The 23172-nt window shown below is 64.2% G+C and carries 27 protein-coding genes; 13 read left to right on the forward strand and 14 right to left on the reverse strand.

Annotation, left to right across the window (positions count from 1 at the left end):
• Nucleotide 1 precedes the first annotated feature (1 nt).
• Nucleotides 2-448, reverse strand: a complete 447-nt coding sequence (locus FHW64_RS00130) for an SRPBCC family protein (RefSeq protein WP_184521725.1) — start codon at nt 446-448, stop codon at nt 2-4.
• The gene (locus FHW64_RS00135) at nt 445-1836 is read right to left on the reverse strand and encodes an NAD(P)/FAD-dependent oxidoreductase (RefSeq protein WP_409350582.1); all 1392 of its coding nucleotides are present in this window, start codon (nt 1834-1836) and stop codon (nt 445-447) included. The genes FHW64_RS00130 and FHW64_RS00135 overlap by 4 nt, the downstream gene beginning before the upstream one ends.
• A 146-nt stretch (nt 1837-1982) precedes the next feature.
• Between FHW64_RS00135 and egtB the strand changes: the two genes are divergently transcribed.
• Nucleotides 1983-3230 carry an ergothioneine biosynthesis protein EgtB gene (gene egtB / locus FHW64_RS00140; protein WP_184521727.1) on the forward strand — a complete coding sequence of 416 codons (1248 nt, stop codon included), beginning with the start codon at nt 1983-1985 and terminating at the stop codon, nt 3228-3230.
• Nucleotides 3230-4210, forward strand: a complete 981-nt coding sequence (egtD, locus tag FHW64_RS00145) for an L-histidine N(alpha)-methyltransferase (protein ID WP_184521730.1) — start codon at nt 3230-3232, stop codon at nt 4208-4210. Before egtB ends, egtD begins: the two co-directional genes overlap by 1 nt.
• Before the next feature lie 31 nt (nt 4211-4241).
• Here egtD and FHW64_RS00150 read toward each other — a convergent pair whose 3' ends face one another.
• Both FHW64_RS00150 and FHW64_RS00155 read right to left on the reverse strand, forming a co-directional pair.
• Nucleotides 4242-4544, reverse strand: coding sequence for a hypothetical protein (locus FHW64_RS00150; RefSeq protein WP_184521733.1), 303 nt, complete (start codon nt 4542-4544; stop codon nt 4242-4244).
• Entirely contained in the window at nt 4541-6379 is a 1839-nt protein-coding gene (locus FHW64_RS00155; RefSeq protein WP_221210189.1) for a type IV secretion system protein, read from the reverse strand. Before FHW64_RS00155 ends, FHW64_RS00150 begins: the two co-directional genes overlap by 4 nt.
• A 299-nt stretch (nt 6380-6678) precedes the next feature.
• On the opposite strand from FHW64_RS00155, the gene FHW64_RS00160 reads away from it, so the two are divergent.
• From FHW64_RS00160 to FHW64_RS00195, 8 genes are all read left to right on the forward strand, one after another.
• On the forward strand, nt 6679-7758 hold the full coding sequence (locus FHW64_RS00160; RefSeq protein WP_184521738.1) for an AraC family transcriptional regulator: 1080 nt from the start codon (nt 6679-6681) through the stop codon (nt 7756-7758).
• A gap of 162 nt (nt 7759-7920) precedes the next feature.
• The gene (locus FHW64_RS00165) at nt 7921-9291 is read left to right on the forward strand and encodes a DcaP family trimeric outer membrane transporter (RefSeq protein ID WP_184521741.1); all 1371 of its coding nucleotides are present in this window, start codon (nt 7921-7923) and stop codon (nt 9289-9291) included.
• Nucleotides 9292-9324: 33 nt separating this feature from the next.
• Nucleotides 9325-9966: a VIT1/CCC1 transporter family protein gene (locus FHW64_RS00170; protein ID WP_184521744.1), complete on the forward strand. Its 642-nt coding sequence runs from the start codon at nt 9325-9327 to the stop codon at nt 9964-9966.
• Nucleotides 9967-9990: 24 nt separating this feature from the next.
• Nucleotides 9991-11082: an AI-2E family transporter gene (locus FHW64_RS00175; RefSeq protein WP_184521747.1), complete on the forward strand. Its 1092-nt coding sequence runs from the start codon at nt 9991-9993 to the stop codon at nt 11080-11082.
• A 4-nt stretch (nt 11083-11086) separates the two neighbouring features.
• Entirely contained in the window at nt 11087-12649 is a 1563-nt protein-coding gene (locus FHW64_RS00180) for an efflux transporter outer membrane subunit (RefSeq protein ID WP_184521750.1), read from the forward strand.
• Nucleotides 12646-13761, forward strand: coding sequence for an HlyD family secretion protein (locus FHW64_RS00185; RefSeq protein ID WP_184521753.1), 1116 nt, complete (start codon nt 12646-12648; stop codon nt 13759-13761). Before FHW64_RS00180 ends, FHW64_RS00185 begins: the two co-directional genes overlap by 4 nt.
• 13 nt (nt 13762-13774) lie before the next feature.
• Complete coding sequence (locus FHW64_RS00190) at nt 13775-14815, forward strand: DUF2955 domain-containing protein (RefSeq protein ID WP_184521756.1); 1041 nt, start codon at nt 13775-13777, stop codon at nt 14813-14815.
• Nucleotides 14812-15144 carry a potassium channel family protein gene (locus tag FHW64_RS00195; RefSeq protein WP_221210188.1) on the forward strand — a complete coding sequence of 111 codons (333 nt, stop codon included), beginning with the start codon at nt 14812-14814 and terminating at the stop codon, nt 15142-15144. Before FHW64_RS00190 ends, FHW64_RS00195 begins: the two co-directional genes overlap by 4 nt.
• A gap of 31 nt (nt 15145-15175) precedes the next feature.
• Here FHW64_RS00195 and FHW64_RS00200 read toward each other — a convergent pair whose 3' ends face one another.
• Nucleotides 15176-15487 (reverse strand): hypothetical protein, encoded by a 312-nt coding sequence (locus FHW64_RS00200; RefSeq protein ID WP_184521759.1) that lies wholly within the window; start codon nt 15485-15487, stop codon nt 15176-15178.
• Nucleotides 15488-15818: 331 nt separating this feature from the next.
• Entirely contained in the window at nt 15819-17249 is a 1431-nt protein-coding gene (locus tag FHW64_RS00205) for a PLP-dependent aminotransferase family protein (protein WP_184521762.1), read from the reverse strand.
• 292 nt (nt 17250-17541) lie between these two features.
• On the opposite strand from FHW64_RS00205, the gene FHW64_RS00210 reads away from it, so the two are divergent.
• Together FHW64_RS00210 and FHW64_RS00215 are read left to right on the forward strand one after the other, a co-directional pair.
• Complete coding sequence (locus tag FHW64_RS00210) at nt 17542-17778, forward strand: hypothetical protein (RefSeq protein ID WP_184521764.1); 237 nt, start codon at nt 17542-17544, stop codon at nt 17776-17778.
• Nucleotides 17735-18055, forward strand: a complete 321-nt coding sequence (locus FHW64_RS00215) for a DUF3455 domain-containing protein (protein WP_184521767.1) — start codon at nt 17735-17737, stop codon at nt 18053-18055. The genes FHW64_RS00210 and FHW64_RS00215 overlap by 44 nt, the downstream gene beginning before the upstream one ends.
• A 54-nt stretch (nt 18056-18109) precedes the next feature.
• On the opposite strand, the gene FHW64_RS00220 is transcribed toward FHW64_RS00215, so the two are convergent.
• The 8 genes from FHW64_RS00220 to FHW64_RS00255 all read right to left on the reverse strand — a co-directional run bounded on the left by FHW64_RS00220 (nt 18110) and on the right by FHW64_RS00255 (nt 22716).
• On the reverse strand, nt 18110-18493 hold the full coding sequence (locus tag FHW64_RS00220) for a nuclear transport factor 2 family protein (protein ID WP_184521769.1): 384 nt from the start codon (nt 18491-18493) through the stop codon (nt 18110-18112).
• 57 nt (nt 18494-18550) lie between these two features.
• On the reverse strand, nt 18551-18784 hold the full coding sequence (locus FHW64_RS00225) for a hypothetical protein (RefSeq protein WP_184521772.1): 234 nt from the start codon (nt 18782-18784) through the stop codon (nt 18551-18553).
• 63 nt (nt 18785-18847) lie between these two features.
• A complete protein-coding gene (locus tag FHW64_RS00230) occupies nt 18848-19849 on the reverse strand; it encodes a hypothetical protein (protein ID WP_184521775.1) in 1002 nt (333 codons plus the stop codon).
• Nucleotides 19846-20829: a hypothetical protein gene (locus FHW64_RS00235; RefSeq protein ID WP_184521778.1), complete on the reverse strand. Its 984-nt coding sequence runs from the start codon at nt 20827-20829 to the stop codon at nt 19846-19848. Before FHW64_RS00235 ends, FHW64_RS00230 begins: the two co-directional genes overlap by 4 nt.
• 158 nt (nt 20830-20987) lie before the next feature.
• Nucleotides 20988-21500, reverse strand: a complete 513-nt coding sequence (locus FHW64_RS00240) for a CinA family protein (RefSeq protein WP_184521781.1) — start codon at nt 21498-21500, stop codon at nt 20988-20990.
• A gap of 2 nt (nt 21501-21502) precedes the next feature.
• The gene (locus FHW64_RS00245) at nt 21503-22012 is read right to left on the reverse strand and encodes a DUF2867 domain-containing protein (protein ID WP_184521784.1); all 510 of its coding nucleotides are present in this window, start codon (nt 22010-22012) and stop codon (nt 21503-21505) included.
• 77 nt (nt 22013-22089) lie between these two features.
• On the reverse strand, nt 22090-22287 hold the full coding sequence (locus FHW64_RS00250) for a hypothetical protein (RefSeq protein WP_184521786.1): 198 nt from the start codon (nt 22285-22287) through the stop codon (nt 22090-22092).
• Nucleotides 22288-22716 carry a hypothetical protein gene (locus FHW64_RS00255; RefSeq protein ID WP_184521789.1) on the reverse strand — a complete coding sequence of 143 codons (429 nt, stop codon included), beginning with the start codon at nt 22714-22716 and terminating at the stop codon, nt 22288-22290.
• 61 nt (nt 22717-22777) lie between these two features.
• On the opposite strand from FHW64_RS00255, the gene FHW64_RS00260 reads away from it, so the two are divergent.
• On the forward strand, nt 22778-23134 hold the full coding sequence (locus FHW64_RS00260; protein WP_184521792.1) for a hypothetical protein: 357 nt from the start codon (nt 22778-22780) through the stop codon (nt 23132-23134).
• Nucleotides 23135-23172 lie beyond the last annotated feature (38 nt).

The raw sequence follows: 23172 nt of genomic DNA on the forward strand, positions 1-23172 counted from the left end.
TTCAGGGCATGGCGGCCAGTTCGGCTTCGAGGCGGTCGAGGTTCTGTTCGTTGGCTGGTTCGATGAACGGGCGAACGCGTTCGCATTCCTCTGCCTCGTCGAAGACCTGTCGCCAACCGATGCGTGTGCCTGCGCCTTCGGCATCGAGCGAAATCGTGAGCGTGAACCGGTGACCCGAGAGGTGCCGGACGACGACCCGCTCCGGCCCGACTTCGATGAATTCGCTCTCGTTCGGATAGTCCTTGCCGTCCGGTCCGTGCATCGTGAAGCGCCAGTCACCGCCGGGGCGCACATCGATTTCGCGGAAGCTGTTGGTGAAGCCCGCAGGGCCCCACCAGCGGGCGAGGTGCGTCGGATCGGTGATTGCGCGAAGCACCTTCGACGGCGCATGGCTGACGACACGCGTCGTGAAAGCCTCGGGGCTGGGTGCGGGCGCTGCGTTGCTCATGGTTGCTTCTCTTTTGCGGGCGCTGCCGTGACTGCCGTGGCATCAGCCACCACGCGCGCATAGCGCTGGAAGCTCCAGTAGGCACTGGCCCAGTCCATCAGCACCACGAAGCGGTTGCGGAAGCCGATCAGGAAGTAGACGTGCGCGAACAGCCAGAACAGCCACGCCGACTTGCCCGAGAAGCGCAGGTGGCCGAAGGGTGTCTCCAGGTCCACCACTGCCGAGTTGCGGCCGATGGTCGCCAGGTTGCCGTAGTCGCGGTAGCGGAAGGGTTCGGTCGCGTGGCCCGCGATGCGGCGCAGGATGTTCGTGGCCGCGGCGCGGCCCATCTGCTTGGCGCCGGGTGACACGCCGGGGACCGGCTTGGGGTCGTGACCCGGCCTGTGGCTCATGGCGGCCGCGAGATCGCCCACCACACTGATGTTCGGGTAGCCCGGCAGGCTGAGGTCGGGCAGCACCTTCACGCGGCCGGCACGGTCGGTCTCGGCGCCGGTGACGCTCGCCAGCATCTTTCCCAACGGCGATGCGGCGACACCGGCTGCCCACACCACGCAGTTGCAAGGAATGTGGTGGGTGCCGACGCCCGCCCCGCCGTCGCTGAAGGGCGATTCGACCTGCAGACCGTGGGCCTCGACGTTGGTGACCCGCGCATTCAGCCGCACCTGCACGCCGAGCTTCTGCAACTGCTCCAGCGCGCGCTGGCTGAGCGATTCGGGCATGGCTTGAAGCACCCGCGGGCCGCCCTCGATCAGCAGCACTTCGGCGCTTGCAGGATCGATGCGCCGGAATTCACCGGACAACGTATGCCGTGCGATCTCCGCCAGCGTGCCTGCCATCTCGACGCCGGTCGGGCCGCCGCCGATCACCGCGAAGGTCAGCAGCGCGCGGCGCCTGGCCGGATCGGTCTCGACCTCCGCCTGCTCGAAGCTCAGCAGCACGCGGCGGCGGATCTCGAAGGCGTCCGCCAGCGTCTTGAGGCCGGGCGCGGCCTCTGCCCACTGGTCGTTGCCGAAGTAGCTGTGCGTTGCACCGGCAGCGACGATCAGGTGGTCCCACGAGATCAGGGTGCCGTCGGCCAGTCGCACCTGCTGCGCCTTCGGGTCGATGGCGGCGACTTCACCGAGCAGCGTGGTGATGTTGGCACGGCCCCGGAACAGCACCCGCACCGGCGCCGCGATGGCCGGCGCCGCAAGCCCGGCGGTCGCCACCTGGTAGAGCAAGGGCTGGAAGAGGTGGTGATTGGTCTTGTCGATGACGGTGACATCGACGTCGGCACTCTGCAGCTTGCGCGCCGCTTCGAGGCCGCCGAAACCGCAGCCGACGATGACGATATGCGGGCGGCCGGAAGAGGTGGGCGTGCTCATTCGCCGGATGATACGCAGGGTCATGGCAGCCTCCAGCGACTTGTGACACAGTGCCACGTTCCGCCGCGCCGGCGTTCCGGTTGCCCTGTCCGTCAACGGGCGGGGTCTTGTCCTACGGCGTCCCGTTGTGTGCATGGGCTAAAAAACCACCAACCAACACTGGAGTCCCCATGAACCTGATCCGGCCGGCCGCGCCCGCGGCGGAGGAACTGCGCGAGCGTTTCCAGGCGGTGCGCGCCCACTCGCTCGAACTGGCAGCGCCTCTTTCGGCCGAAGACCAGTGCATCCAGTCCATGCCCGACGCCAGCCCCACCAAGTGGCACCTGGCGCACACCACGTGGTTCTTCGAGACGGTGTTGCTCCAGCCGCACGCCAGTGGTTACCGGTTGTTCGACGAACGGTTTCCTTATCTCTTCAATTCCTATTACGAGGCGCTGGGCCCGCGTCATCCGAGGCCGCAGCGCGGTTTGCTCACGCGGCCTTCGCTCGATGAAGTGCACGCCTACCGCCAGCACGTGGATGAAGCGGTGCTCGCATTGCTCGGCACCGTGGGCGAAGGCGACTGGCCGGCGATCGAACCCATCGTCACACTGGGCTTGAATCACGAACAGCAGCATCAGGAGCTGATCCTCACTGACATCCTGCATGCGCTGTCCTGCAATCCGGTGTTGCCGGCGTATCGCCCCACGTCGGGGCCGGCGTTGCGTCTTGCATCGGTCGCGCCGCCGATGCAATGGATCGAACGTCACGGCGGCGTCATGGAAGCGGGCCACGCTGGCCCCGGCTTTGCCTTCGACAACGAAACCCCTCGACATGCGACCCTGCTGCATCCCCACGCGATTGCGGATCGCCTCGTGAACTGCGGCGAATACGCGCAGTTCATCGCCGACGGCGGCTACCAGCGTCCCGACCTGTGGTTGTCCGATGGCTGGGCCACGGTGCAGGCGCAGGGCTGGCGATGCCCGGCGTACTGGCTCGCGCCCGACGATCCACGGCTCGCGCACCACGGTGCGGCAGCCGGCTGGCAAGTGTTCGGCCTGCATGGCGTGCGGCCCATGGAGCCCGAAGCACCCGTCGCGCAACTGAGCTTCTACGAAGCTGCTGCCTACGCGGAATGGGCCGGCGCGCGCCTGCCCACCGAATTCGAATGGGAAGCCGCGCACGACGTGCCCGGCATCACCCAGATGCACGGCCATGTGTGGCAATGGACGCGCTCGTCCTACGACCCGTACCCAGGCTTCCGTCCATTGGCGGGCGTCGCGGCCGAATACAACGGCAAGTTTATGGTCGGCCAGATCGTGCTGCGCGGCAGCAGCGTCGCGACGCCTCAAGGGCATGCGCGGCCGAGCTACCGCAACTTCTTCCCGCCGGCGGCACGCTGGCAGTTCTCGGGGCTGCGGCTCGCGAAGGATCTCTGATGCGCACACATGCATTCAACGTCCACGCCTTTCGCGCGGCGCAGCGCGCGGCGCCGCTGTCCGACTTTGCACGCGAGCTGCATGCGGGGCTGAACCAGCCGCAGCGCAGCATCTCGCCGAAGTTCTTTTACGACGCAGCGGGCTCGGCGCTGTTCGACCGCATCTGTGAGCTGCCCGAGTACTACCCCACGCGCACCGAGGTGCGCATCCTCACCGAATGCGCGCCCGAGATCGCGGCGCAGATCGGGCCCGACGCGGAGATCGTCGAATTCGGCGCGGGCTCGCTCACCAAGGTGCGACTGCTGCTCGATGCGCTCGAATCGCCGCGCCGCTACGTGCCGATCGATATCTCCGGCGAGCACCTCGAGGCTGCCGCCGACCGCCTTCGCGCTGACTACCCGCGACTCGCCGTGCAGCCCATGGTGGCCGACTACACCATGCCGCTGGTCTTGCCTTCGCGAGAGAAGGGCTTGGGGCAGCGCGTCGGCTTCTTCCCTGGCTCGACGCTAGGCAACTTCAGCCCCGAAGAGGCGCTGGCCTTTCTCCAGCTCGCGTGCCGGCTGCTGCGTGGCGGTGGGCTGTTGCTGGGGGTCGATCTCGTCAAGGATCCGGCCTTGCTGCACGCCGCGTACAACGATGCGCAGGGTGTGACTGCAGCCTTCAACCTCAACCTCCTGGAGCGCGCCAATCGCGAGCTCGACACCGACTTCGAGCCCGACGCCTTCACCCACGCGGCGTTCTACAACGCGCCGCTGCAGCGCATCGAGATGCACCTTGTGAGCCGCTGCGCGCAGACCGTTGCGCTCGACGGCCAGCGCTTCGCCTTCGAGGAAGGCGAGACGATCCACACCGAGAACTCGTACAAGTTCACCGTCGACAGCCTGCGTGCACTGGCGGTCGAGGCAGGCTTCCGGCCCGCCGCAGTGTGGACCGATCCGGATCGGCTCTTCAGCGTGCATTGGTTGCAAGCGAGGGATTGAGCAGGGCTTTCTCAAGTTGCGTCAATGGCGCTCAGAGGAAGATGATTGCTGCCCAGGCTGCGCCAAACACGACAAAAAAAGCGTAGATCGCGCGATAGAGGATTGGATTCGCTGTCGGTGACACGGAAGAACCGTCTCGAACCTTGATCGGCTTCCGGTCTAGGTAGCACTGCAATAGGAACGAAAAGTACGCGATCGCTATGCCGGCTTTCAATGTGACGGTGAGTTGATGCACTCCGAACGCCCAGACGCCCAGCAGAGAGACCAGCGACGCGATCAGGCCGACCAAACCGATCGCCAATAGGGGGCGACGAAGAACATGAGGCAATTTCAACGCTTTTCCTCCTCAGAGACAGGCGCTGGGTGAACCCTTCCAAGCACGTTGCCTAGGGGCTGGCTCGCATACGTGCTGGACGTTGAGACACCGATTCCGGCCGCTGCTCCGTACCCAACCCCGGGGATAGCTTTCAGTGGAACTCCAAGTGAGCCGCTGCTGATCTTCGCTCCTTCGTCAATGGAGCCGGCGATCCCGCCTGACATACCCCAACCGGCGTCGGCTTCGAAGTACCCGGAAGTTGATGTGGTCCACCCCTTCCCGGGTGACGCCTCGGACCGGGAAACACCGGGGGCAAGGCCAATGCCCGCAAACGCGCCGACTCCAACCATCGCATTGGCTTGGACTTGCCCAAACAGTGAGGTGCCAGGCACGGAACCGTCTGTCGAAATACCAATTGAAGCACCTCCACCGATACCGATTGCTGGTATGCCGATAGGGGTTATCGGCACGAAGATCGTCCCGGAAATTCCGATTGAGTACTGCGTCTCAGGGCGAGGGCCGGTGCGTGAAATACGGAGCGGTTCCAGCGAATACGCTGTGAGCGTTTGCATCCGAATCTGAGTCGTCTCCGCACCCGTGCTCCATTCGTAATAGCTCCGACCCTGAGCATTCGTCCCGACGCCAACGATCTTTGGTTCAACTGCGGCGTCGGACTCATTCGCGTTGGCAATCGCCCTCGTTTCCGCAGGAGCGCCTCGCGTTTTCGAGAACGACGTATTGCTGAGGTCCGACCACTCGTGGAGCTTGATGTAGTCGAGGGCGGCGTTGCTGTGGCCGGGCGCTCCTTGGAGGCGGCGGCCGGTCATGAGCTGCCCTTCGCTCTCACCGATTGGGTTCGAAGAACGCTTGGTGTGATCTGCCATCACCGCTGCACGCCGCGAATGACTTGCATATCCGGCAGCCTGCGTCCCCCGCCCGATCATCCCGAACGCGGAGAAAACCTGGAACTGCCCCAGCACGCCCCGGAAGAACGCCGCCGCCATCGGCGGGGTGCTGACGATGAGCGTGGTGAGCACCAGCCCGATGCCGCCTTGCTGCATCGCCAGCGATGTGATGCCTTCTCCCGCTGTGGAAGCATCTCCGAGGGAGCCGGGATCGGCCAGAAGCACCGCAAACCTTGCCAGGAAGGACATCGCCACCGCCTGCACGATGTTGTTGGCAAGGCCAACCATGAAGCTGAGCACGGCCAGCGAGAAAACCGTGCCGATGCCATACAGCAGCCACTTCTCGAACAACGCCCTCGTCTTCTGGAACAGCAGGCAAAGGACGAACAAAGGTCCGAAGCCGACGAACAGCGCAAGAGCAATCTTGTTGAGCAGCAGGAGCGACCCGCCGATCACGCCCGGGCCGGCAATGCCAATGCCGGAGAACCACAAGGCCCGGCTCTTGGCGGACTCGACGGAAGGATCACCGCCACTCGCGAGCGAATCGATCGCCGAGAACATACCTTGCATGTACGCGAGGTTCTTGTCGATGTTCGCGTAGGGGCTGTCGGCGTGCTGCGAGACGAGTGCTGTGATACCGCTGGCGGTGCCGTCGGTGAGCGCCCAGTAGAGGTTGGAAGAGACGCCCGCCGCACCGGTGGCAATGCCCAGGATGAGCACGGCGCGAAGCGAGTCGCCCACCAGCGCCATCATGGGTTGCCGAGAACGGCCCGTGACGACGCGAAAGCCCTGGAGTGCGATCCAGACGGACAGCAGCATCAGGCCAATGGCTCCGATGAACTGGGCCGTGCTGGTCAGCAGGTTCCACTGGAAGGTGTTGATCTCGTCCCGAAGGTAGTCGTTGATCAGTTGGAAGAAAACGAAATTGCTGACGTCCGTGATGGGCATCGGCATCCCCCTGTCTATGGTTCTAGTTCTCACAGTCCGTGCGCGGACAGCTGGGCGACTATACGCAGGGACTGACGCAGACCCTGGGGCACGTGCGGCCGCATCCTCCGAAAGTGCGATGTTCGCCGACGAAACGCTTGTCAATAATCGCAAGAGCCGGAAACCGCCCAACGTCGGGTGGGATCCGAGACAACAGGCGGCCGACCGGGGCATGTGACCGGCGGCGAAGCCGATACAAGCCGAGCTGCTGCTGCGCCGCAACAGGCGCTCCAGATGTCGAGCAAACGGATGGAGGCACCATGAACGAGCTTCGCGACGAGAAGTCGCCGGTGGCAGGCCACCTGACACGGGGCGCGACCCTGACGGGCTACGACGCGCTGGCCCGCTCGGTCGGGCTCGATCCTGTGCGCATGATGAAGCTGGCTGGCCTGCCGCCCTCAATGCTCTCCGACAAGGACACGCTGATCAGCGTCGATTCGGTGGCCACGCTGCTGGAGGCATCGGCGCGCGAATCGGGCCAGGAGGCCTTCGGGCTGCTGCTTGCGGAGACTCGCCGGATCAGCAACCTCGGCGTCCTCGCCGCGGTGGTGCGCGAGGAGCCGACGCTGCGTGCCGCGCTCGAATCGCTGGCCCGCTACCAATGCGTGCAGAACGGCGGCCTGCGCCTGTGGACGGAAGACATGGGCCAGTTCGCGATGGTCTTCCTGCAGCTCAGGTTGCAGAGGCACGGCACTTCGCGCCAGGGGATCGAGATGGCGGCCGGCATCACGCTGCGTACGCTGCGCGCGTTGACGCACGACGACTTCGATCCGGTCAGCATCTGCTTCAGCCATGGGCGGCCGAACAGTCTCGACGTCCACAGTCGGGTGCTGGGGGTACCCATCGATTTCCTGCATCCCTTCAATGCCATCGTCTGCCGCAGCCGCGATCTCGACAGGCCGATTCCCCAGGCCGATCCCGAGTTGGGCCACGCGCTCAAGCGATGGCTGGACCAGCAACTCACCGAATCGAAGGACGAACCGCTCGACCGGGTCCGGCAGGTTGCCCGCGTGCTGATCCCCAGTGGAACCTGCTCGGTCGAGCGTGTCGCGGAGCACCTCGGGACGCACCGCCGAACGCTGAACCGGCAACTGTCGGTCTCGGGTGAAAGCGTGTCGACGGTCATTGAGGGCGTGCGCGCAGAAATGGCGCAGTCGTATCTCACCGGTGGCGCGCGGACCTGCTACGAGGTCGGGCAATTGCTCGGCTTCGCATCGGGTGCCGAGTTCTCGCGCTGGTTTCGCGCGCATTTCGGCATGACGGCCTCGGAATGGATGGCGGTGCGGGGTCTCGGCCGCACGCATCACGCAGCGCACAACGAACAGGCGAAGACGTCGTAGACGCACCCGTACTGATAGCTGCTTTCATTGCGCAGGGCGCTGTCCCAATTCGCCAACAAATTGTCCCGCCGCGCTAATGACGGCCGGATCGCGATTCCTATCATCGCAACCGATCAGCGCTGGTCGATAGCGAGCTGTCAACTCCACACTAGAGGGGGTGTCATGAGGAGATCGCTTTGGACTCTGGCGGTCGTCGGAAGCATGCAGGCCTTGCCCACGGCCCATGCGGCCGACCCGCAGGTCGATGAACTGAAGGCGCAGCTTCAGCAAGCCTTGAAGACGATCGAGGACATGCAGCGGCGTGTCGAGGCGCTGGAGCGGCAGCAGCAGGCTCAGCCTGCGCAGGCGGCGCAACCGGCGGCGGCAGCGGCGGGCGCGCCGGTCGGCGCCGTGGTGATTGCGCCGCGCTCGGTCGCTGACGACAACGCGCCGGACAAGGACAAGGCGCGCGTCGAGTTCTACGGGCAGGTGATGCTTGATGCGATCTACGACGCCAAGCGCATGAACCCGCAGTGGAGCGCGACGCTGAGGCCTTCGCAGATCCCGGTCAACTGCCCGGGCGATCCGGGCTGCGGCAAGGACGGCGCGACCACCTTCAGCGTGCGGCAGTCGAGCCTCGGCTTCAAGAGCTTCATCCCGACCACCTACGGCCAGATCAAGACCGACGTGAGCTTCGACCTCTTCGGCACGGACGGTGGCACTCACGTGCACTGGCTGAACGTGTGGGGCGAACTCGGCGCGATCGGCGTCGGGCAGTACTACTCGAACTTCATGGACATCGACGTGTTCCCCAACACGATCGACTACTGGGGACCGAGCGGCATGATGTTCCTGCGCAACCCGCAGTTGCGCTATACGGCGCTGGATCGTGACGGCATGAAGGTCGCGCTGTCGCTCGAGGCGCCGAACTCGGTGCTCGATACGGGCAAGCTCACGGAAGTCGACCCGGCCTTCGGTGTCGGCGTGCAGCCCTGGAACCGCACACCGGACGCGATCGCATCGTTCCGGCTCGATCGCGACTGGGGCCATGTGCGAGCGGCCGGCATGGTACGCCAGGTGGGCTACCAGTTCGCGAACACGCCGGGTGGCAACCCCTCGGGCCATCAGACCGGCTACGGGGTGAACCTCTCGGGCGCCTTCAAGTTCTTCGGCGGCAAGGATTCGCTGACCTGGCAGGCTGCGTACGGCCATGCGATCGCAAGCTATGCGAACGACGGCGGCGTGGACCTCGCACCGAACGCCACCCTGCGCGCCGAGACCGTGCCGTCGACCGCCTGGCTGCTCTACTACAACCACGCGTGGAACGCGCAGTGGACCAGCGCGATCGGCTACAGCGAGCATCGGCAGAGCAACACGGAGGGCCAACTTGGCAACGCCTTCCGCAAGGGCAGCTACGCGTCTGCCAACCTCCTCTACAACCTGCAGAAGAACATCACGACCGGCCTCGAGTACCTCTGGGGCCGACGAGAGAACAAGGACGGCGCGTCGGAACCCGACTCGCGCCTGCAGTTCTCGACCAAGGTCACGTTCTAGCGGCAGGAACACAGGGAGCAGGGAGGAATTCAGATGGGCACTCGAGTACTCGATCCGATTGACCGCAATTCCGAGATCCTCTTCGGCCTGTTCATGGTCCTGAGCTTCACGGGCACCTTGAGCGTGGCCACCGCCGGCGAGAAAGAGGTGCGCGAGATGCTCATCGCTGCAATCGGCTGCAATCTCGCCTGGGGTTTCGTCGATGCCGTGATGTACGTGTTGCGCAACCTCGTCACGCGGGCGCGGCAGGCCCGCCTCTGGCGCGAGGTGATCGAGGCGCGCGGGACCGAACCGGCCCATCAGCTGATCGCGCAGGAGCTGGGTCCGCTCGCAAGTGCGCTCGGGCCCTCCGATCTCGAACGCACGCGGCAGTGGATGGTCGCGCAGCCCGAGCATGTGGCGCCGGTTGCCGAACTGACACGTCAGGATCTGGTGGGCGGCGTCGGTGTCTTTCTGCTGGTCTTCGCATCGACCTTTCCGCCGGTGCTGCCGTTCTTCTTCTTCACCGAGGTGCGCCCCGCGATGCGCGTGTCGGCAGCCATCGGGATCGCGATGATGTTCCTGTGCGGCCATGAATGGGGGCGCTACGCAGGCCTGAGGCCATGGCGGGCGGCGTTCGTGATGGCGGCGCTCGGGGCCGGCATCCAGGCCGTCATCATCGCGCTGGGCGGTTGAAGCCAACGGGAGACGAGCATGCAGATGCCTGAAGGATCCAACGACGAACTCGTCTCTCGCGGTGCGTCCGCGCTGATGGATGTGCTGATTCGCGCGGGCCTCGTGGTCGTGCTCGCGTTGCTGTGCTACCGCGTCTTCTCGCCGTTCCTGACGCTGATCGCGTGGTCGCTGATCCTTGCGATCACGCTCTACCCGGCGCAGCAGTCGCTGGCGCGACGCATGGGCGGGCGGCAGGGGCTCGCCGCGACCGTGCTGGTGCTCGCGGGCATCGTGCTGATCATCGTCCCGACCGCAGTGCTCCTGAGCTCCATGGGCGATTCGGTGCGGCAACTGATCGCCAACGTGCAGAGCAACTCGCTGCAACTGCCTGCGCCGCGCGAGAGCGTCGCGCAATGGCCGATCGTCGGCAAGAAAGTCTTCGCCATCTGGACGCAGGCCCACGACGACCTGCCGGCGCTGGTGCAGAGCATGCAGCCGAAGATCGGCAACCTTGCGCGCACAGCGCTCGGCGCGGTCGCTGGCATCGGCGGTGCGATGTTGATGTTCCTCGCGGCAATCATCATCGCGGGCATCGTGATGGCCTTCGGCGAGGCCGGCAGCAGGGCCATGCACGCGATCTTCGTGCGCGTCATCGGGCCCGCGCGCGGCGTCGAGTTCGCGAAGCTTTCGACCGCGACGGTCCGCGCAGTGGCACAGGGCGTGATCGGCGTGGCCTTCATCCAGGCCATCATCGTCGGGGTGTGCCTGCTGATCGCGGGCATTCCGTGGGCGGGCGTGCTTTCGGTGATCGTGCTGGTGCTCGGCATCGCGCAGGTGCCGGCGATCATCGTGAGCCTGCCCGCGATCATCTGGCTCTGGACGCGCGGCGACCAAAGCACCACCGCCGGCATCGCCTACACCGTGCTGCTGCTGGTTGCGGGCATGGCCGACAACGTGCTCAAGCCGCTGATGCTCGGCCGCGGCGTCGATGCGCCGATGCCGGTGATCCTGATCGGCGCGCTCGGCGGCATGGCGACTGCAGGCATCCTAGGCATGTTCGTCGGTGCCACCTTGCTCGCGCTCGGCTACCAGATCTTCATGGGCTGGGTTGCGGCGAGTCCGAAGCCGGCCGACTGAAGGCATGCCGGCCACGATCCAGCGTTGGCCCGTTGCGACCCTGATTTGGTCCGCGTGCCTGGCGCTGGGCGGCTGCACCATGCTCGGGCCGGATTTCGCCCGGCCCACGGTGCCGTGGGCGCAAGACTGGTCGGGCGATGCCACGCGCACGCTCTCCACCAACGCGCAGCCACGTGCGAGGCTCGTGGAAGACGACTGGTGGCGCAGCTTCGACGACCCCGTGCTCGACGATCTCGTGGCCGAGGCCCATCGCCGCAATCCCGGCGTGAGACTCGCGGCGATGCGCATCCTCGAGTCGCGCGCGCAGCTCGGCATTGCGGGCAGCGGCCTCTATCCGCAGGTGCAACAGGTCAACGCCAATGCGCTGCGCGCGGGCCAGCGTCAGTCGCGCGGCACGAGCACCGCCTTCTGGAGCGCCAGCGCGGGCTTCAACATTGCCTGGGAGGTGGACTTCTGGGGCAAATACCGGCGTGGCATCGAGTCGGCTGACGCGGCCTATTTCGCGAGCATTGCGCAGTACGACGATGTGCAGGTGTTGGTCGCGGCACAGGCGGCCAGCCTCTACGGCAGCATCCGCACGACGGAATTGCGCCTTCGCATCGCGCACGAGAACGCCGAGATCCAGAAGCGCAGCCTCCAGATCACCGAGCGGCTGTTCAAGAGCGGCAACGAGTCCGAGCTCGATGTGCAGCAGGCGCGCTCGCTGTATCTCGGCACGCTGGCGACCGTTCCTGAGTTCGAGGGCATCTTGCGGCAGACGCAGAACGCACTCGCAGTGCTGCTCGGACGGCCGCCGGGGCCTCTGCCGGAGATGCAGGCAGGGCAGGGCCGCATCCCGCGCGCGGAGCTCGGGCTGATCGTCGACGTGCCCGCCGACCTGCTGCGTCGGCGCCCCGACGTGCGCACGGCCGAGATGCAGCTCGCAGCGCAGTCCGCGCTGATCGGCGTGAGCGAGGCGGCGCTCTATCCCTCGATCGCACTCGGCGGCACGCTCGGCCTCTCGGCGACATCGCTCGCGGGTTCGTCGAACACCGCGAGCTGGGCGATCGGCCCGGTGCTGGTGTGGAACGTGTTCGATCACGGCAACCTCAAGAACCAGGTGCTGGTGCAGGACGCACGCTTCCGCGAGTTGCAGGAGCAGTACCAGAACACGGTGCTGACCGCCGCGCGCGAGATGGACGATGCCGCGGTTGGCTTCGCGAGCAATCGCGCGCAGATCGATCTCCTCCAGGGTGCGGTGCAGGCCGCGCGCCGCTCGCTCGACATCGCGACGATCCAGTACCGGGAAGGGCTGGTCGACTTCCAGCGCGTGCTCGATTCGCAACGCACGCTCTTCAGCCAGCAGGAGCAGCTTGTGAGCACGCAGGGCAGTGTGGTGCAGAGCCTCGTCGATCTCTACAAGGCCCTCGGCGGCGGCTGGCAGGCCGGCCGCGATCGCCCGCTGCCGATCGACGACGAAACGCGCCGTGCGATGACCCAGCGCAGCGATTGGACGCCACTTCTGAACGATCCCCTGCCGCCCCCCGGGGCAGAGCCGCCCTCGCGGCAACGGAGCGATACGCCATGAGCCAGCAACCCGCCACGCCCGAAGCACACGCACCGAAGACCGGAACCGGCTCGCGCATCGCCGCGCTGGTGCTGATCGTGCTCATCCTCGGAAGTCTGGTCATCTACTTCGTCGGCGACCGTCTCACGCCCAGTACCTCTCAAGCGCGCGTGCAGGCCTTCGTGGTCCCTGTAGCAGCGGAGGTCGCAGGCAAGGTGCTGGCAGTGCACGTGCGCGACAACGACGAAGTGCAGCCGGGGCAGCTCTTGCTCGACATCGACCCCGAGCCCTTCCGCATTGCGCTTCGTCGTTCGCAAGCCGACTACGAATCGGTGCGGCGGTCCGTGCAGGGCTCGGTTGCCGCCGTCGATGCAGCACGTGCCGCATTAGGTGCCGCACAGGCCGGCCGCGAGATGGCCGAGCGCGATGCCAGCCGGCAGGAGCGGCTGCACGACGAAGACGCGGGCGCTATCTCCGTACGGCGCCTGGAGATCGCGCAGTCCACGCGCGACCAGGCGCGCAGCCAGGCCAAGCGCGCGGAGGCGGACCTGCGCAAGGCGCAGGAAGCTGCCGGCGGCAGCGGGGACGACAACGCGCAACTGCAAAGCGCACGGGCCGCGATGGAGAAAGCACAACTCGACCTGGCCCGCACCACCATAGTTGCGCCCGCGCGCGGCAGGGTCACCGACCTGACCACCGACGTCGGCCTCTTCGCGCAGCCCGGCGCGCCGCTGCTGACACTGATCGCAATGCACGACCTCTGGATCAGCGCCGAGATGACGGAGAACAACCTCGGCAACATCCAGCCCGGCAATGAAGCCGTCATCGCACTCGACCTGCTGCCCGGGCAGGTGCTCAAGGGACGCGTGCGCAGCGTGGGCCGAGGCGTGAGCAGCGGCAAGCAGGGTTCGCCCGGCGCACTGCCCACGGTGGAGAACAACCGCGACTGGCTGCGGCAGGCCCAGCGCTTTCCGGTGGTGGTGGAGTTCGACCCGTCCGAACTCGATCGCCTGCGCGGCGTCCAGGTGGGTGGCCAGGCCGAAGTGCTCGTCTACACCGGCGACCACCCGGTGATGAATGCCCTCGGCGCGTTCTACATGCGCGTCGTGAGCTGGCTGTCGTACCTCTACTGAGGCGGAGCCATCCATGACACGCGGCGACAAGGCAAGCCTGCGCCTGACCATCGGACTGGGTCTCGCCACGGGGCTGGCCTACGGGTTCGCGGCCAAGCTGCCGTTCGTGGTCTGCGTGATGGCGGTGCTGGTGCTTTGCAAGCCCGGCCCGCCGATGCCGCTGGTGAAGGGCGTCGTCGTGGCGCTGATCCTCGCGGGGCTGGTGGCGGCCGGCGTCGTGATGGTCCCGCTGCTCGAACACTACGCGGTGGCCGGCGTGTTGCTGACGGCCGTGGTGCTCTATGCGGTGTTCTTCGCCGGGCAGGTGCGGGGTGGTCCGGTGACGACCTTGCTGGTGATTTCGTTCGCGATGATGCCCGTGGCCGGCGTGGCGGAGCAATCGCTGATCGCGGTGCTCAGCGTCACGCTCGCGGTCGGACTCGGCGTCGGCACGCTGGTGAGCGGTCTGTCCAGTGCGCTCTTTCCCGATCCGCCGCAGCAGGCGAGGGCGCCTGCGCCGCGTGCCGGCGCCGCGTCTGCCAACTGGATCGCGCTGCGCGGGACGATCATCGTGATGCCGGTGTTCGTGCTGGCCCTGACCAACCCTTCGTTCTACCTCGCCGCCGTCATGAAGACCGCGACGCTGGCACAACAGGCGGGCGAAGCACAGGCGGGCGCTGCCAGCCGTGAACTCGTGGGCTCGACCCTCATGGGTTCCTTCATCGGCATGGTGGTGTGGATGGGCCTGTCGCTGTGGCCCAGCCTCTGGATGCTGGTGCTGTGGCTCATGGCAGCGGCACTGTGGGCTGGCTCGGCCATGTTCGGCGTGCGGCGCACGCGCTTCGGCCCTTCGTTTTGGGCCAATGCGCTGGTGACCGCGCTGATCCTGCTCGGCCCCGCGATCGAAGACAGCGCGAGCGGCAAGAGCGTCCTCAAAGGCTCCGTCATGCGCGTGTGCCTTTTCGTGGGGGTGGCGTTCTACGCGTCCGCCACGGTGTGGGTGTTGGAGCGCTGGAGAAGCCGCGCGCCCCAGCCCGTCTCTCAACCTGATGTTCATCGAGCGAGTACCAAATGAACGCATCCAGGATCATCCGGCGCAGGTTCTTTCGTGAGCTTTGGCGGGGGCTGACCATCGTCTGGCCCGCGCTCTCGGGCTTGCTGGTATTGATGCCGCTGGTTGGCCTGCTCGTCGCCAAGGTGGAGGGGTGGCCGCTGACCGACGGGCTGTACTTCTCGTTCGTCACCGGGCTGACGGTTGGCTACGGCGACCTCGTGCCCAAGTCGGGGCTCGCCCGCGTGCTGGCCATGTTGCTTGGCGTTGGAGGAATCGTCCTGACCGGCCTCGTGGTGGCCGTTGCGGTAGAGGCGCTGCGTGCGGCGTTGAATAGCGAGGAGCGCGGATGACCTGCCTGATGAGGCAGGCCATGGATGCGCTTCAGCAGGGCTTCGGCGGTGGGGTAGGGAGCATCCGTTCGGTCGTTGCCATGACGGCGTCCGAACGCCGCATGAACTCTGTCGTGACCACCGAGATGAGTGCGTTCAGATCGGCCGCACCGACACGGCGCTCCTCGCGATCGCGCGGGAGGTGGCGCATGAGGCTGTCGATGCAGGTGATGGCCGTGTAGGCATCTTGCAATGCTTCGATTTCGGTGATGACTTGAGCGGCGAGATTGGCTTGAGGAAGTGGGCTCTCGCCGCTGGGATGTACGTGAGGGTGGCGCGCGGGCGCGCAGGTAGGGTGTGCCATGAATGGCCTCCAGGGAGTGTGATTGCTGAAACTACCGCTCTCACTTCCACATGAAGGCGGCAGCCCGAACGGGGTGGAAGACCGGTACACCCCTGAGGAAACCGGCAGGGCGCGAGCCCTCCCGCTCGGGCCGCCAAAAAATTGGCGCGAACGAAAAAGCCGCAAGTCCTGCGGAGTCCCTGCGGCTTTCGTCGCAGGGGTGTTGGGCCGGGCTTCCACACCCGATCACGCTTTGTCAACGTGACGCGGGCCAGTATATCGGGCGGTCTGATGACCCTGTCAGAGGCTGGTGTGCGCCCCCATTGCAGATATTGGGCCCTCCTGAAAGCGCTCACTCGACCCCCACAGATTCAAGCTGCGCGTTAGCGAGATCTCCAAGACTCCTGATAGCCCCTTCCAGGCGCGGGTCGTCGAGATACCCGTAGTTGATGCGCAGATGCCGGGTGTATCGGCGGTCGGCTGAAAACAAATGGCCGGGCGCTACGCCTATGCCGAGCCGAAGAGCGTCCTTGTGCAGTGCGAGCGTGTCGACACCTTCTGGCAGCGCGAGCCACAGGAAATAGCCGCCCTCGGGGCGCGTGACCCGCGTTCCAGTCGGAAAGTATCGATCGATAAGTCGCAAGCAGGCAGCCTGCTGGCGGCTGAACGAATGCCGCAGGGCGCGCAAGTGACGATCGAAACTCTTGTGTTGCAGGTACTCCTGCAACGCCAGTTGCGAGGGAAGTGCCGTCGCCAGCGAACTCATCAACTTGTTCCGACCCAAAGTGGCTGCGAAGCGACCGCCCGCTACCCAACCGATGCGATATCCGGGTGCCAGGGATTTCGAGAAAGAACTGCAGTGCAGCACCCAGCCAGCCCGGTCCCAAGCCTTGGCCGGTGGCGGTCTCCGAGGCCCATGCGCGAGCTCGCCGTACACGTCGTCTTCGATCAGCGGTATGCCGCGAGCGGCGAGCATGCTGACCAGTTGCTCTTTGGCTGCGTCGCTCATGGTGCAGCCCATTGGGTTCTGGAAGGTCGGCATGAACCAGCAGGCCTTCACCGGATGCTGGTCGATCACGCGAGCAAGAGAGCCGAGATCCACGCCTGTTCGCGGGTGGGTCTCAACCTCGACCGCGCGAAGACCGCGCCGCTCCAGTGCCTGCAACGCAGCATAAAAAGTTGGCGTTTCGATCGCCACGACGTCGCCTGGCTGCGTCACCGATTCGAGCGCGAGATTGAGTGCTTCCATCGCCCCGCTGGTGATGACCAGTTCTGACGCAGGAACATCCATCCCGATGCTGCCGTAACGCAGGGAGATCTGATGGCGTAAAAGGGCGTTTCCTGGTGACAAATCCTCGACGGTCTGCCAAGGATCCATCCGCTTGAGCGCTCGCGTCAGGCCGGCGGCAAGTTGCTCGAAGGGAAACAACTCTGGCGACGGAAAAGCCGAGCCGAGCGGGACCATGTCACGCTCGCGAGCCTGTGCAAGGACCTGAAAGACCAGCGACGACACGTCGACCGACATGGACCGGAGGACAGGCTCGCTGGCGGCGAGTTCGTTGGCCGGCACTTCCGCGCGCGCTCGGACGAAGTAGCCCGACCGCTGCCGCGCTTCGATAAGCCCTTGCGCCTCCAGCAGGTAGTAAGCAGAGAACACTGTGGACGCACTGATGCCCATCTGCGACTTCAGTTCGCGCACGGAGGGAAGGCGATCGTTCGGCTTCAGGCTGCCCGCGCGAATGCGCTGAGCGATGTTGTCGGCAAGCTTCTCGTAGCGGTTCATGGGCATCTCGCTCTGATACGGTCGTCCTGGACCGCTCCCGAGATTTTCGTATCAGATGTCGGCGTGCCCCGGAGCGACTGCCGGTCTGCTTGCATCTGATACGGAGATTTTCAGGAGATCTGGTTCTGTACGTATCAGCCTGGAAGCTGAACACTCGACAGCACGATGAGAGTGCTTCTGTGGTGCCGGCGGACTGCTCCGCCTTAGATTGTTTTCCGTTTCTTTATCGGTCAATTGAGCTATTCGCCGCAATGGGGCATTTCGCCGTGTCGCCATCAATATCCTTTAAACCATGAATTCAATCCCTATCTCTTTTATTATTTTCAAGGTTCTCGTGCTCAGCGTGGGCATGTATTTGGCCGTCAAGTGGCACTACGATCGGGGACAAAAGGAAAAGAATCAAAAGACAGCTACGGTGGTGCTGACATCTATTAAGGTGGGCGCGGCGTTCGTCGCTTCTGCGTTCCTCATGCTGTTCCTCACTTTTGAATTCTGCAATTGGATGGGTCTGGACCTGGCCATGCGGTGATTGGAAGTTTTTCGAGGACGCGGACAGCCGAAGGGCTCGTCGCATCTCAGAGAAGACCCACCATGCAGACTCTCCATTTGCGTGTCCTCGTCACGGCGACGGCGCTGTCCGCGGTGACCGGTTGTGCGCGGGGATGCTCGCTCAAACCGCAAGCATCCAGCGGGTGAGGACGGTCGGAGGTCTCGCACCCGCCGAGCGCTGCAATGCGACGAATGCCGCGCAGATCGCGCGCATGCCATACACGGCCACGTACTACTTCTATCGCGCGGGTCCGTAGGAAGCCAGGATTCTTCTGACGCTGACGAGCGACGAACTCTCGAGGCGCCGCCGATCACGCTTCGCGCTCGACCCACTGAGCGCGCCAAACGGGGGCGTCAAAGGGATCAGCAAAGTACTGAGTCTCGCGGGACACTTTTCCGTCTCGAAACTCCATGATGCTCACGGTGTAGGCCTGCTTGCCTTCGTAGTTGATCATGTACTCGGTTATCCAGAGATTGCCCTCTCCCACGATCCGCCGGACAACAAACTCCGACGGTTTGCCAGGGTGGTGGCTGCGAAGCGCCTGAAGGTTGTGACGGCCACGGATCACCTCGCCGGACTGTGGGTACGCGCACACAACATCGTCGTGATAAATCTCGTGCTCGACGACTTGTTCACCTGCAGCTGATGCAGCCCAATGTCGATCAATCGCCGTTCGAATGTTCTGCGCTTCCATTTCTCACTTCCCGTCTGCTTGCGTGTGACACAAGCGCAAAACGGAGGACCGTAGCCATCATGGGAAGCTCAAGTCCAAACCGAGCATCCTGCTAAGGCCGAAGGTGAGGAGCGAGAGGCCCAGGAGCGACAGCACGAAGATTGCGGCCACTTTGCCGCCCGCGCGCAGCACTCCGCTCTGCTTCTCCTTCCCCTTCTTCCCTTTCTCGTAGTGCCACTTGATGGCGAAGAACATGCCAGTGACGAACACGAGAACCTTGAACGTAATGAAGACTACAGGGACCCAGTCCATCACTTTGAGTATTTCCAGGCTATTGCTTGACACTATCTATTGTGAGGAGCGCTGCAACCAGTTTCAACGCCGCCGCTTCCAGATCACCCCATCAACCAGATAGTGATGAAAGTTGAGGGTGAAGTGCGTGATGAGCACCATGGGCAGTCCCAGCCAAAGCAATTGCGTACCTGTCCAGTCGGCTGCCTGATAGAGCGCTGCGCCAAGAACCAGACAAACGCCGCCGTACCGGGCTGCATTCCTCCAAAGCCCGGCGACATCGACCTGGGAGGCCATGGCGTCCTGCGCTTGAATGTCGCGGCGAATGTTCTGCATCCAGACAAACAAGAGGTACTGGAGGTTGTGCCAGATGTTGACCACGAGCCATCCCAAAGTGATGTCTGCGATCCAGATGTAGGCGACGAAGGACACACCAAGGTGGGACGCTACAAAGGCGTCGTGCCGCCAGTTGATCTTCCCAGTCAGCGCAGCGCGGCACTGCCTTTGCAGCCACCACACGCCGCAAACGAGGGTCGCAATCCCCGTTGCGTCGACAACCTGAGCCGAGATCGCAGGCAGTTGGATGGGATAGCCCAGAAAGGCTTGAGGGGCATCGGCGCATCGCGCGAGCAATCCCCACGCCGGGAAAAGATAGACGAGCGCTTCAGCCACGCGATCCGGGCGGAACGGGCCTGATTCCGTTCGCCGATAGGCCCTGGCAACACCGAAGGACTGACGTGCGACGTGGTAGGTCTGCGCAACAAAATAAAGGGTGAACAAGCCCGCCACTTCGTACGCCAGGGCCGTGGCCACGACACCCGCCAGGACAATCGCCGGCAGAAAGAAAATCAGGAACCAGTGCCGTCTCACGTCGGCGGCACAAGCACCGATCCGGGTGTAGGTCGCCACTACATGGGGATTGGCGAAGAGCCAGACATCGATCAAGACCATGGCAATCAGCATCGCGGGCGACGTGGACGCCATCATCCCTAGACCAAGGGCCAACGTCAGCGGCCCCAAGATGAGAACCCAGTCGAACCTGGGGCGCGACGCCAGCAGGCCGCCCGGAACCATCAGGCCGTTCACGTGACCACGGGCGGGACGGGACGCGGACGAGGCGACCCTAGTGGCGCAGGCTTTGACGGCACAAAAAACACGGTTCTTGGCCGCAAGTGGCGCTCGGTAGCCCCCTTCAATTGATCAAAAGCGAGACTGCGCGCCGCCGCAAATCGGGGCTCAAGCGACAGTCGGTTCGACATGCCGGAGAGGCCTGCCGCGGGGAGCTGCTGGTAGGGATCGTAGGCTTCCCTCATTTCACAAGGGAAGCAAGCGCCGCGCTCGTCGAGTTGGCTCACAAGCAGGATCTTGTAGACGACCCCAGCGGCCTGATCGGGATCGATGGGAAAAGAGAAAACCAGTTCCGAGCGACCCATGGCCGGGTCTTTCTGGTCGTCGCCCACGAACGTGAAGCCTGCGGCGCGGTAGGAAGCGATGGTTGCGGCTTTCAGGTCGGGCAGGTCAATCCCAACGAATGAGTTCTCGTACAAATTTCGCTCTCCTCGCCACTGATCTCGGTAGTTGAACCCAAAGCGCGCGTCCATAGCGGATTGCCCGTCCGCACGAATCTTGGCAAACGCGCGATCGATCGCCGGAAAGATATGACCGGCTACCTCATACTGGTCCATCCAGGGAAGCTCCTGCAAGGTGGCAAGGTCGGGTAACTCAGCCAACCGCAAGAAACAGTTGGCACATCTCTTGTTCCGGTCCTGGTTCTCGTTCACCCTGACCACGAGTTCGGCGCTCCGGACCTTTTTTCCCACGGGCACGGAATAGGAAAACTTGTACTGAGTTGCCTCATCCTTCGTCTTCGCAATGGTGGTCAGCGAAAACCCGGAATCCTCGAAGGCGCCTATCACCAGCCTTCTGAAATCGTCGACCTTGATGTTCTGGTAAATCGCCACTGGGAGAGTGTTCAACGCATAGCTGGAATGCAACAAGATCGGCGCATTGCCAGATTGGCCAGAAGCGCTTCCGAGCAAGACCATGCCCAAGAAGATGGGTAGCACGAAGCTTCTTATAGATCTCAACATGAGCACTGGTTCCTCCTTCACGACTGCCTCTGAGTTTCTTGTCGGGAATGTAGCCGCGAAAAAAAACGGAGCCGCATCCCTGCATGATCGCAAGGGCGCGCCATCGAAGACTGGGCGCCGAGAACGTTCGCTACCTATTCGGGACGTGCTCGCAGCACCTCGTCAAAAAAATGAAGCAGGTGTCGCGCAAACATGTCCATGTTCGCGGCCCGATCAACATCCCCTGTTTCGATGGTTTTAGCCACAGACGTTGCGCCGACGACCGCGAGGCACACCCGACCGGGTGGGTCTCCGTACGGACTGGCAGAAGGGCCTGACGCGCCACTCTCGCTGAGCCCCCAAGTTGCGCGGTGACTATCGCGCATCCGTCCGGCGACGAGCAGTGCATAGGGCTCGGTTTCACCACGCATGCCCTTGAGATCGGCGGCAGTCAGCCCTAGAAGCGCCCGACCAGCTCGCCTCGAATACACGACGGCACCTCCCAGGTAGAAGGCAGAGGCCCCGGGTATCGCAAGAAGCGATGCGGACACGAGCCCTCCTGCAGAAGATTCAACGACTGCAACCGACTCTCCCCGCCTGCGCAAGGATGCACCCACGCGTTCCGCGAGAACTGCAAGTGATGGAGGGTCAGTTCCGAGAGGAAGCATGCTCAAGCCTTCATTGCTCGGACTGCTCGCTCCAGATTGGCCCGAACAATCAAACGATGAAATGGCGCAATCGTTGCAAGATAGACGCGCCCCAGCCGGTTGTGGCAATGCACCACCGTACTCGTGACCAGCTCGCGCTCATTCTCAGCATCGGCGCGAAGTTGGATGGTGGCGCGGAAGTCTAGGTGCCGGTCATCCGCGCCCACTACCAACTCGGTTGCGGTCTTTGACAGCACCGGCAAGTAGCCGATAACCGGCCCCCGCGCCGCGCCAGCAAGGCCGACGGCGCGCGACGATGTGACGCCGACCGTCATCATCACCACGTCGCGTATGAAGGTGAGCACACGAATCCACCACGCCTGTCGCTCGAATGCGGCGCGTGCCAGCACTTCGACGTCATTGCTGGCCTCCGCCGGCAGTCGAATTGCAAAGGCGTCCAAGAGGTCTGCGCCCGTGTAGAGCGGCGCGAGAACGCTGTTGCTAGGCATGGGCACAGCGCGTGCTTTGGTCAAGGCAGTGTTCCGGGGGGTCTTGGTATGCAGCAGTCTAGGCGAAGCGCGTCAGCCGGCGCGTGAGTGGCTCTCTGTGCTCATTCCGCAGGAAACAGCCACACGCGTTCGATGAGCCCGTTTGCCACGTGGTAGACCGCCACGACGTCGAACGGCTGCTCTCGCAGCCCGAACACACGTTCGTGATCGACGACTTTGGTCCCGCACGCCATTCGACCGAGAAGGTCGGCGGCAACATTGACTGCTCCTTCTGCGGCGGCCTTGTGGCCGCGTGCCATCTACCGCGGCGTGGACCAACGGACCGTGAGTATGCATGCCGGCTGGACGCCAAACGCGCGATGAAACACGCCGGGGCCCCATATGACAAAGTCGCCGTGGGAGCGAAGGGTGTACGACAGGGTGTCTTCCGATGCGAAGTCGGCGGTGGTCGAGAACTCAATCCTGAATTCGCTGGCCGGGCTTACGAGGACCGACATCGTCCGCCCCACGCTCAACGGCTTGGGTTCGCCGTTGGGGTCTCCGGCTGCATGCGAGAACCACTTGACGCACAGCCCAGCGGCAAGCTCCTCGGGCGGAACATGACGAAGGTGCGCTGGCGGGTTCTTGGTCCAATCGCTGAACCCGACAAACCAGCCGGTTCCATTGGTGTCCAGGGTGCCTGCGTTACCGAATTCGACGTTCTGCGCGAGAAGCTGTTTCGATTGCATGCGGAATTCTGCCCTCGGAAGTATTCAATCTTGCTGCCTGGCTGCCGTTATTCAGGGTGCCATGTCAAATCCTCAGCATCCGGCGGAATCCGAGCTCCCAGACCACCCGAACCTCGGTGACCGAGTCGTCCAGGACGACGGGGAATACATGCTCGTTTCGCTGGTCGGAGTGCCTGGCAGCAAAGCCAAGGGGCTGCTCCTGCGTCGAATGTCGCGCAGCTCAAGATCGCCCTATGGCCTCGAATGCCTGGGCCACCACCTGCTGCTCGCCGATGGGAAGTGGTACGCGTCACGGATCGTTGGCGGCGACGGCGAACATGCGAAAAAGACCACCACCGGAATCTTCCAGACGGAGCTCGATGCATTGGTCAATCTCTGGGCCAGCCGGCGTTCTCCAGGCCTCGCGCTGATGGTCTGAGCACAGACGGTCGACACGCGGGCAAGTCGCGACCAGAG

The sequence above is a fragment of the Variovorax sp. Sphag1AA genome (genome assembly GCF_014192575.1).
Taxonomy (GTDB): Bacteria; Pseudomonadota; Gammaproteobacteria; order Burkholderiales; family Burkholderiaceae_C; genus Variovorax.

Excerpts from the sequence above, each read along its gene's own strand:
- FHW64_RS00170 (WP_184521744.1), top strand. The coding sequence starts at position 9,325 with ATGGGCACTCGAGTACTCGATCCGATTGACCGCAATTCCGAGATCCTC.
- FHW64_RS00160 (WP_184521738.1), top strand. The coding sequence starts at position 6,679 with ATGAACGAGCTTCGCGACGAGAAGTCGCCGGTGGCAGGCCACCTGACA.
- FHW64_RS00135 (WP_409350582.1), bottom strand. The coding sequence starts at position 1,836 with ATGACCCTGCGTATCATCCGGCGAATGAGCACGCCCACCTCTTCCGGC.
- FHW64_RS00155 (WP_221210189.1), bottom strand. The coding sequence starts at position 6,379 with ATGCCCATCACGGACGTCAGCAATTTCGTTTTCTTCCAACTGATCAAC.
- FHW64_RS00220 (WP_184521769.1), bottom strand. The coding sequence starts at position 18,493 with ATGGAAGCGCAGAACATTCGAACGGCGATTGATCGACATTGGGCTGCA.
- FHW64_RS00200 (WP_184521759.1), bottom strand. The coding sequence starts at position 15,487 with ATGGCACACCCTACCTGCGCGCCCGCGCGCCACCCTCACGTACATCCC.
- FHW64_RS00180 (WP_184521750.1), top strand. The coding sequence starts at position 11,087 with ATGCCGGCCACGATCCAGCGTTGGCCCGTTGCGACCCTGATTTGGTCC.
- FHW64_RS00175 (WP_184521747.1), top strand. The coding sequence starts at position 9,991 with ATGCCTGAAGGATCCAACGACGAACTCGTCTCTCGCGGTGCGTCCGCG.
- FHW64_RS00195 (WP_221210188.1), top strand. The coding sequence starts at position 14,812 with ATGAACGCATCCAGGATCATCCGGCGCAGGTTCTTTCGTGAGCTTTGG.
- FHW64_RS00190 (WP_184521756.1), top strand. The coding sequence starts at position 13,775 with ATGACACGCGGCGACAAGGCAAGCCTGCGCCTGACCATCGGACTGGGT.
- egtB (WP_184521727.1), top strand. The coding sequence starts at position 1,983 with ATGAACCTGATCCGGCCGGCCGCGCCCGCGGCGGAGGAACTGCGCGAG.
- egtD (WP_184521730.1), top strand. The coding sequence starts at position 3,230 with ATGCGCACACATGCATTCAACGTCCACGCCTTTCGCGCGGCGCAGCGC.
- FHW64_RS00250 (WP_184521786.1), bottom strand. The coding sequence starts at position 22,287 with ATGGCACGCGGCCACAAGGCCGCCGCAGAAGGAGCAGTCAATGTTGCC.
- FHW64_RS00165 (WP_184521741.1), top strand. The coding sequence starts at position 7,921 with ATGAGGAGATCGCTTTGGACTCTGGCGGTCGTCGGAAGCATGCAGGCC.
- FHW64_RS00185 (WP_184521753.1), top strand. The coding sequence starts at position 12,646 with ATGAGCCAGCAACCCGCCACGCCCGAAGCACACGCACCGAAGACCGGA.
- FHW64_RS00225 (WP_184521772.1), bottom strand. The coding sequence starts at position 18,784 with ATGGACTGGGTCCCTGTAGTCTTCATTACGTTCAAGGTTCTCGTGTTC.
- FHW64_RS00255 (WP_184521789.1), bottom strand. The coding sequence starts at position 22,716 with ATGCAATCGAAACAGCTTCTCGCGCAGAACGTCGAATTCGGTAACGCA.
- FHW64_RS00210 (WP_184521764.1), top strand. The coding sequence starts at position 17,542 with ATGAATTCAATCCCTATCTCTTTTATTATTTTCAAGGTTCTCGTGCTC.
- FHW64_RS00130 (WP_184521725.1), bottom strand. The coding sequence starts at position 448 with ATGAGCAACGCAGCGCCCGCACCCAGCCCCGAGGCTTTCACGACGCGT.
- FHW64_RS00260 (WP_184521792.1), top strand. The coding sequence starts at position 22,778 with ATGTCAAATCCTCAGCATCCGGCGGAATCCGAGCTCCCAGACCACCCG.
- FHW64_RS00240 (WP_184521781.1), bottom strand. The coding sequence starts at position 21,500 with ATGCTTCCTCTCGGAACTGACCCTCCATCACTTGCAGTTCTCGCGGAA.
- FHW64_RS00205 (WP_184521762.1), bottom strand. The coding sequence starts at position 17,249 with ATGAACCGCTACGAGAAGCTTGCCGACAACATCGCTCAGCGCATTCGC.